The organism is Rhodovulum sp. DZ06 (assembly GCF_050586345.1).
GTDB lineage: Bacteria > Pseudomonadota > Alphaproteobacteria > Rhodobacterales > Rhodobacteraceae > JBOCEF01.
In genome coordinates this window covers 1-7004 of sequence record NZ_JBOCEF010000060.1, presented here as the reverse complement: position 1 = coordinate 7004, position 7004 = coordinate 1, and the positions used below count along the sequence as shown (strand labels likewise).

At 71.2% G+C, this 7004-nt stretch carries 6 protein-coding genes; 1 reads left to right on the top strand and 5 read right to left on the bottom strand.

The features are described 5' to 3' along the window. Positions 1-180: 180 nt before the first annotated feature. From ACQ5SO_RS19150 to paaG, 5 genes are all read right to left on the bottom strand, one after another. Positions 181-768: a TetR/AcrR family transcriptional regulator gene (locus ACQ5SO_RS19150; RefSeq protein WP_430943250.1), complete on the bottom strand. Its 588-nt coding sequence runs from the start codon at positions 766-768 to the stop codon at positions 181-183. 160 nt (positions 769-928) lie between these two features. Continuing rightward, entirely contained in the window at positions 929-2239 is a 1311-nt protein-coding gene (gene paaK, locus ACQ5SO_RS19145) for a phenylacetate--CoA ligase PaaK (protein WP_430943249.1), read from the bottom strand. Between the two features lie 137 nt (positions 2240-2376). Continuing rightward, positions 2377-3576, bottom strand: a complete 1200-nt coding sequence (pcaF, locus tag ACQ5SO_RS19140) for a 3-oxoadipyl-CoA thiolase (protein WP_430943248.1) — start codon at positions 3574-3576, stop codon at positions 2377-2379. Continuing rightward, positions 3573-4016 (bottom strand): hydroxyphenylacetyl-CoA thioesterase PaaI, encoded by a 444-nt coding sequence (paaI, locus tag ACQ5SO_RS19135; protein ID WP_430943247.1) that lies wholly within the window; start codon positions 4014-4016, stop codon positions 3573-3575. The genes pcaF and paaI overlap by 4 nt, the downstream gene beginning before the upstream one ends. Further along, positions 4016-4801 (bottom strand): 2-(1,2-epoxy-1,2-dihydrophenyl)acetyl-CoA isomerase PaaG, encoded by a 786-nt coding sequence (gene paaG / locus ACQ5SO_RS19130; protein WP_430943246.1) that lies wholly within the window; start codon positions 4799-4801, stop codon positions 4016-4018. Before paaG ends, paaI begins: the two co-directional genes overlap by 1 nt. 96 nt (positions 4802-4897) lie before the next feature. Here paaG and paaZ point away from each other — a divergent pair, with 96 nt between their 5' ends. Beyond that, the gene (paaZ, locus tag ACQ5SO_RS19125) at positions 4898-6922 is read left to right on the top strand and encodes a phenylacetic acid degradation bifunctional protein PaaZ (protein WP_430943245.1); all 2025 of its coding nucleotides are present in this window, start codon (positions 4898-4900) and stop codon (positions 6920-6922) included. The last annotated feature ends 82 nt before the right edge of the window (positions 6923-7004 follow it).

Below are 7004 nucleotides of genomic sequence, written 5' to 3'. Positions count from 1 at the left end.
GGAGCGTCCAAACCCACCTGCCCCGCGATTGCAATACCCGACGACGCTTGCGCCTTCTCAAGGCGCCGCTTCAGTCCTCCGCACCGCACAGGATGCGCCCCGCGCCCCTTGCCCAGGCTTGCCGCCGACCCCGGGGAAACACCGACCATCGAGGCGCCAGGCCTCCGGGCCCCCGCCCCCTCACTCCAGCGTCCGCGCCCCGTCGAGGAACAGCGCCGTCACCATCTTCGCATATTCCGCCCGGGTCATCGGCCCGTCGTCGCGGAACCAGGTCCAGGCCCAGTTCAACATCCCGAACAGCGACATCACCGCGGGCCGCAGCTTGTCCCGCGGCAATTCCGGCGCCGCCGCCGCAACCGCCTCGGTCATCATCTCCACCAGCCGCCGCTCCTGCATCCGCACCGCCGCGCGGCCCTCCTCGGGCAGGTTCGACAGCTCGTTCAGCTGCACCTTGTGCTCGGCGTCGCTGTCCCGGTACGCCTCGATCAACGCCGCCACCAGCGCCTCGAGCCGCTCGCGCGCGTCGCCCTCGCGCGGGGCCGCCTCCATCGCCTCGGCCAGCCCCTCGATATGCCCGTGGATCAGGTCGAACAGCAGCGCCTCCTTGCTCTCCCAGTAATGGTAGAGCAGCGCCTTCGAGACCCCGCATTCCCGGGCCAGCGCGCTCATCGACGCGCCATGATAGCCGCCGGTCGCAAAGACCCGCGCGGCGCCCTGCAACAGGGCCTCCCGCTTCTCGTCGTAATCCGCCGCCCGCGTGCGCGCCATGCCTGCGCCGCCTCCCTCTTCTTTCGTCGCGCGGGGGGGAGCCGCCCCCGCCGTGCGCCGCTTCGACCGCGCGCCCGGCGCGTCCGCCGGACCACGCGGCCCCGAAGCCCGCCGGGACGCGAGAGGGCCGCCCCTCCCGCACCCCGGCGGGCCGCGCGCGTCAGTCCTTCGGACGCTCGTCCACCACCCGGCGCGCCTTGCCGGCGGAGCGTTCCACCTCGCCCGGCGCGGCGACGTCGATGCGCGCGGTCACGCCGACCACGCCCTTGATCGCCTCGCGCAGGGCAGCGGCGCTCGCCGCCCGGCTCTCGCCATCCGCGTGGTCGGGCGTCGCCTCCACGTGGACGCTCATCTGGTCCATCCGCCCCTCGCGGGACAGGTGGATCTGCCAGTGCGGGGACAGCCCCTCGACCTTCAGGATCAGCTCCTCGACCTGGCTGGGGAACACGTTCACCCCGCGCAGGATGATCATGTCGTCGGCGCGCCCGGTGATCTTCTCCATCCGCCGCATCGAGCGCGCGGTGCCCGGCAGCAGCCGCGACAGGTCCCGCGTGCGGTAGCGGACCATCGGCAGCGCCTCTTTGGTCAGCGTGGTGAAGACCAGCTCCCCCGGCTCGCCATCCGGGACCGGCTCCCCGGTCGCCGGGTCGATGATCTCGGGGAAGAAGTGATCCTCCCAGATATGAAGCCCGTCCTTGGTCTCCACGCACTCATTGGCGACGCCCGGGCCCATGATCTCCGACAACCCGTAAATATCGACCGCATGCATGTCGAAGGCCTGCTCGATCTCCCGCCGCATCGAATCCGTCCAGGGCTCGGCCCCGAAGATGCCGACCTGCAGCGGGCTTTCGCGCGGGTCGATCCCCCGGTGGCGGTATTCATCGAGGATCGAGAGGAAATAGCTCGGCGTCACCATGATCGTGGTGGGCCGGAAATCCTCGATCAGCGTCACCTGGCGCTGGGTCATGCCGCCCGAGACCGGCACCACGGTGGCGCCCAGCCGCTCGGCCCCGTAATGCGCGCCGAGGCCCCCGGTGAAGAGGCCGTAGCCATAGGCGACATGCACGATGTCCCCCGGCCGCGTCCCCGAGGCCCGCATCGAGCGCGCCACGAGGTCCGCCCAGTTGTTCAGGTCGTTCTCGGTATATCCAACCACGGTCGGCTTGCCGGTGGTCCCGGAGGAGCCATGGATGCGCCGGATCTGCTCCCGCGGGGTGGCGAACAGGCCGAACGGATAGGCGTCGCGCAGCTCCTGCTTGGTGGTGAAGGGGAATTTCGACAGGTCCGAGAGCTGTTTGAAATCGGACGGATGCACGCCCGCGGCGTCGAACTTGGCCCGGGTCGGGGCCTGGTTCTCATAGGCGTGGTGCAGCGTCCATTTCAGCCGCTCGAACTGCAGGCCGCGGATCTCGTCGATGCTGGCGATCTCGATGGGGTCGAGCGACGCCCGGTCCGGGGTCAGGTCTTTCATGGTCTGTCCTCCCTTGCCGCCCCGCAGGGGGGCCGCCCGCACGCCGTTCCCGCGGCGCGCGCCTGTCTCGTCCTGGTCTCTGCCGCCCGCCGCGGGGGCGAGGCGCGCCGGGGTTCCGCCCGGCGCGCCCGCTCCTCTCAGGGGCGCTCAAGCATCAGCGCGATGCCCTGCCCGACGCCGATGCACATGGTGCACACGGCGCGGTTCAGCCCGCGGTTCTGCATCTCGATCGCGGCGGTCAGCGCCAGCCGCGCGCCGGACATGCCCAGCGGGTGGCCCAGCGCGATGGCGCCGCCGTTCGGGTTCACATGCGCGGCGTCATCGGCCAGCCCCAGCTCGCGCATCACCGCGAGGCCCTGGGCCGCGAAGGCCTCGTTCAGCTCGATCAGGTCCACATCGCCGATGCCCAGCCCGGTCATCTCCAGCAGCTTCTTCGTCGCCGGCGCCGGGCCGATGCCCATCACCCGCGGGGCCACGCCCGCGGTGGCCATGGCGCGGACCTTGGCGATGGGGGTCAGCCCGTATTTCTCCACCGCCTCGGCCGAGGCGATGACCAGCGCCGCGGCGCCGTCATTGACGCCCGAGGCGTTGCCCGCGGTGACCGAGCCGCCCTGCCGGAACGGGGCCTTCAGCGCCGCCAGCTTCTCCAGCGAGGTCTGGCGGGGGTGTTCGTCCTTCTCCACCACCACCGGGTCGCCCTTGCGCTGGGGGATCGTCACCGGGACGATCTCCTGCGCCAGGCGGCCATTGGCCTGGGCGGCGGCGGCTTTCTCCTGGCTGCGGAAGGCGAAGGCGTCCTGGTCTTCGCGCGACACGTTCCAGTCCTCGGCCACGTTCTCGGCCGTCTCGGGCATGGAATCGATGCCGTACTGGGATTTCATCAGCTTGTTGACGAAGCGCCAGCCGATGGTGGTGTCATAGACGGCGTTGGAGCGGGAGAACGCCGTCTCGGCCTTCGGCATCACGAAGGGCGCGCGGGACATGCTCTCCACGCCGCCGGCCAGCATGACATGCGCGTCGCCGGCCTTGATCGCCCGCGCGGCGGAGCCGACGGCGTCGAGGCCCGAGCCGCAGAGGCGGTTGACGGTCGCGCCGGGGATCCCGTCCCCGAGCCCGGCCAGAAGCGTCGCCATGCGCGCGACGTTGCGGTTGTCCTCGCCCGCCTGGTTGGCGCAGCCCATGATCGCGTCGTCCACGGCGTCCGCCGGAAGCCCGGTCTTCGCCATCACTTCGCGGATCACGTGGGCCAGCATGTCGTCGGGGCGCACGCTCGCCAGCGCGCCGCCATAGCGGCCGATGGGGGTGCGCAGCCCGGCGCAGATGTAAGCTTCGGTCATTCGTCTTCCTCGGTGAAATTCGGTCGGCCGATGGCCCGCGAGGCGCCGCGGAATTCCGCGATCACCTTGGTTTCCCCGTCCTTCGTGGCGGTGACGGTCACGTCGTAGATGCCCGAGCGCCCGGCCTTGGAGACCTCCTCGGCCTCGGCCCGCAGCACGGACCCCAGCTGCCCGGGGCGCAGGAACGAGATGGTGTTGAACTGCGCCAGCGTCGCCTCGTTGCGGCTGTTGCAGGCATAGGCGAAGGCGGTGTCGGCGAGGGTGAAGGTGAAGCCCCCGTGGCACACGTCATGGCCGTTGCAGTGCCGCTCCTCGACCAGCAGCGAGGCGACGGCGCGTCCCGGCCCCACCTCGTCCACCGTCAGGCCGAGCCACTGGCTCGCGCGGTCGTTCTCCCACATCACCTCGCGGCAGCGTTCCGCGATCTGCTGCGGGTCCATCACTCCTGCCCCGTGAATTGCGGCTTGCGCTTCTGCAGGAAGGCGGCGACGCCCTCTTCGAAGTCATGCGAGACGCCGCAGCGGGTCTGGGCGGCCGCCTCGACCTCGAGCTGTTCTTCGAGCGTCGTGGTCCCGGAGGCCTGGATCGCCAGCTTGGCCTGCCCCAGCCCGAAGGTCGGCGCATTGGCCAGCTTCTCGGCCATCGCGCGAGCCTCGTCCATCAGGGCGGAATCGTCGATCACCTTCCAGACCATGCCGAAATCGCGCGCCTGCTGCGCCGTGATCGGCTCGGCCAGCAGCATCATCGCCTTGGCCCGCGCCTCGCCGACGATGCGCGGCAGGGTCCAGGTGCCGCCCGCGTCGGGCACGAGGCCGATGCGCGCGAAGGCCTGCAGGAAGCTGGCCGAGGACGCGGCCAGGACGATGTCGCAGGCCAGCGCGATGTTGACCCCGGCGCCCGCGGCGGGGCCGTTGACGGCGGCGATCACCGGCTTTTCCAGCGCCCGGATGGCGAGGATCAGCGGGTTGTACGTATCGCGCAGCGACTGCCCGAGGTCGCGCGGCTCGCCCGGCTTCGGCTGCGCCGCGCCAAGATCCGCGCCCGCGCAGAAGCCGCGGCCCGCGCCGGTCAGGATCACCGCGCGCACCTCCGGCGCGGCGGCCATGTCCAGCGCCGCGCGCAGGTCCGCGTGCTGGGCCGCGTCGAAGGAATTGAGCTTGTCAGGACGGTTGAGCGTGATCTCCAGCACGCCGCCGCGTCGTTCCGTCAGAACCGTTCCGGTCATTCGGAGGCCCTCCCATTTTTTCGTTGTTGGATTCGATGTTGCATAAACCGACCGTCCGGTCAATCATTCGCGCGACAACGACAAGGGAGGAAACCGATGTCCCTCATCGACGTGCGCAGCTTCGCCTGCGGCGACTGGGTCGCCCCGTCTTCGCCGCGCCTGATCCGGTCCGCCGTGGACGGGACGCCGGTCGCCCAGGCCGGCGCCGACGCGCTCGATTTCGCCGCCATGACCCGCTGGGCGCGGGAAGTGGGCGGCGGATCGCTCCGCGGAACAACGTTCCACGATCGCGCCAAAATGCTCAAGGCCCTTGGCGGCTATCTGACGGAACGGAAGGCCGCGCTGCACGCCTTGTCCCTGCATACCGGCGCCACGCCGCGCGACGGGATGATCGACATCGAGGGGGGGATCGGCACGCTGTTCGTCCACGCCTCGAAGGCGCGCAAGGAACTGCCGGACGCGAAAGTGGCGCTCGATGGCGGCTTCGATTCGCTCGGGCGCACCGGCGCGTTCGGCGGGCGGCACATCTATTCGCCCATGCAGGGCGTGTTCGTGCAGATCAACGCCTTCAACTTCCCCGTCTGGGGGATGCTGGAGAAACTCGCCCCCGCGATCCTCGCGGGCCTGCCCTGCATCGTGAAGCCCGCCACCGACACCTGCTATGTCACCGAGGCCTGCGTGGCGATGATCCTGGAGGCGGGGATCCTGCCCGAGGGCGCGCTGCAGCTGGTGGCCGGGTCCGCCGGGGACCTGCTGGACCATCTCGGGCCGCAGGACACCGTGAGCTTCACCGGCTCGGCCGCCACCGGCGCCATGCTGCGGTCCCACCCCAACATCGTGCGCAATGCCGTGCGCTTCTCGGCCGAACAGGATTCGCTCAACGCCGCGATCCTCGGGTCCGACGCGGCCCCCGGGACCCCGGAATGGGACATGTTCCTGCGCGAGGCGGTCACCGAGATCACCGCCAAGGCGGGCCAGAAATGCACCGCCATGCGCCGCCTGATCGTGCCGCAGGCGCTGGTCGCGGACCTGTCCGAGGCGCTGTCCGACAAGCTTTCGAAGGTCGTCGTCGGCGATCCCTCGGTCGAGGGGGTCCGCATGGGCGCCCTCGTGTCCCTGCGCCAGCGCGAGGACGTGGCCGCGGCGGCGGCGAAGATCGGCGCCGACGCGAAGGTGATCCGCGGCGGCTGGGACGGGATCGAATTCCATGGCGACCGCGAGAACGGCGCCTTCCACCCGCCGACCCTGATGCTGTGCGAGGATCCCGACGCCGCGACCGCGGTGCACGAGATCGAGGCCTTCGGCCCCGTCTCCACCATCCTGTCCGCGCGGGACGCGGCCCACGCGGCGGCGCTGGCCAACCGGGGCGGCGGCTCGCTGGTCGGGTCGGTCTTCACCAATGATCCCGACTTCGCCCGCGACGTGACGCTCGAGGCCGCCGCCTGGCATGGCCGCATCTACATCGCCGACCGCGATGCGGGGCGCGAGGCGACGGGCCACGGCGCCCCGGTCCCGCACATGGTCCATGGCGGCCCCGGCCGCGCCGGCGGCGGCGAGGAAGGCGGCGGCGTGCGCGCCGTGCTGCACCTGATGCAGCGCAGCGCCATCCAGGGCTCGCCGCGGATGCTCCAGGCGGTCACCGGCCGCTGGGATGTCGGCGCGCCGATGCCGAAGGCCGAGGTCCACCCCTTCCGCAAGCGGTTCGGGGAGCTGGAGATCGGCGAGACCCTGACCAGCGCCGAGCGCGAGGTGACCCTCTCGGACATCGAGCATTTCGCCGAGTTCACCGGCGACACGTTCTACGCCCACATGGACGAGGAAGCGGCGGCCGCCAACCCGTTCTTCCCCGGCCGCGTCGCCCATGGCTACCTGCTGCTCAGCTTCGCCGCGGGCCTCTTCGTCGACCCGGCGCCGGGCCCGGTGCTGGCCAATACCGGCCTCGACGGGCTGCGCTTCATGAAGCCGGTCAGCCCCGGGACGGTGATCCACGTCACCCTCACCGTCGCCGACAAGAAGGCCCGGAACGCGGAATATGGCGAGGTCCGCTGGGCGGTCTCGATCCTCGACGCCGAGGGGGATGTCTGCGCGGCCTATGAGCTTCTGACCATGTGCGCCATGTAAGGCGACCGGGGGGGGGGGGGGGGGGGGGGGGGGGGGGGGGGGGGGGGGGGGGGGGGGGGGGGGGGGGGGGGGGGGGGGGGGG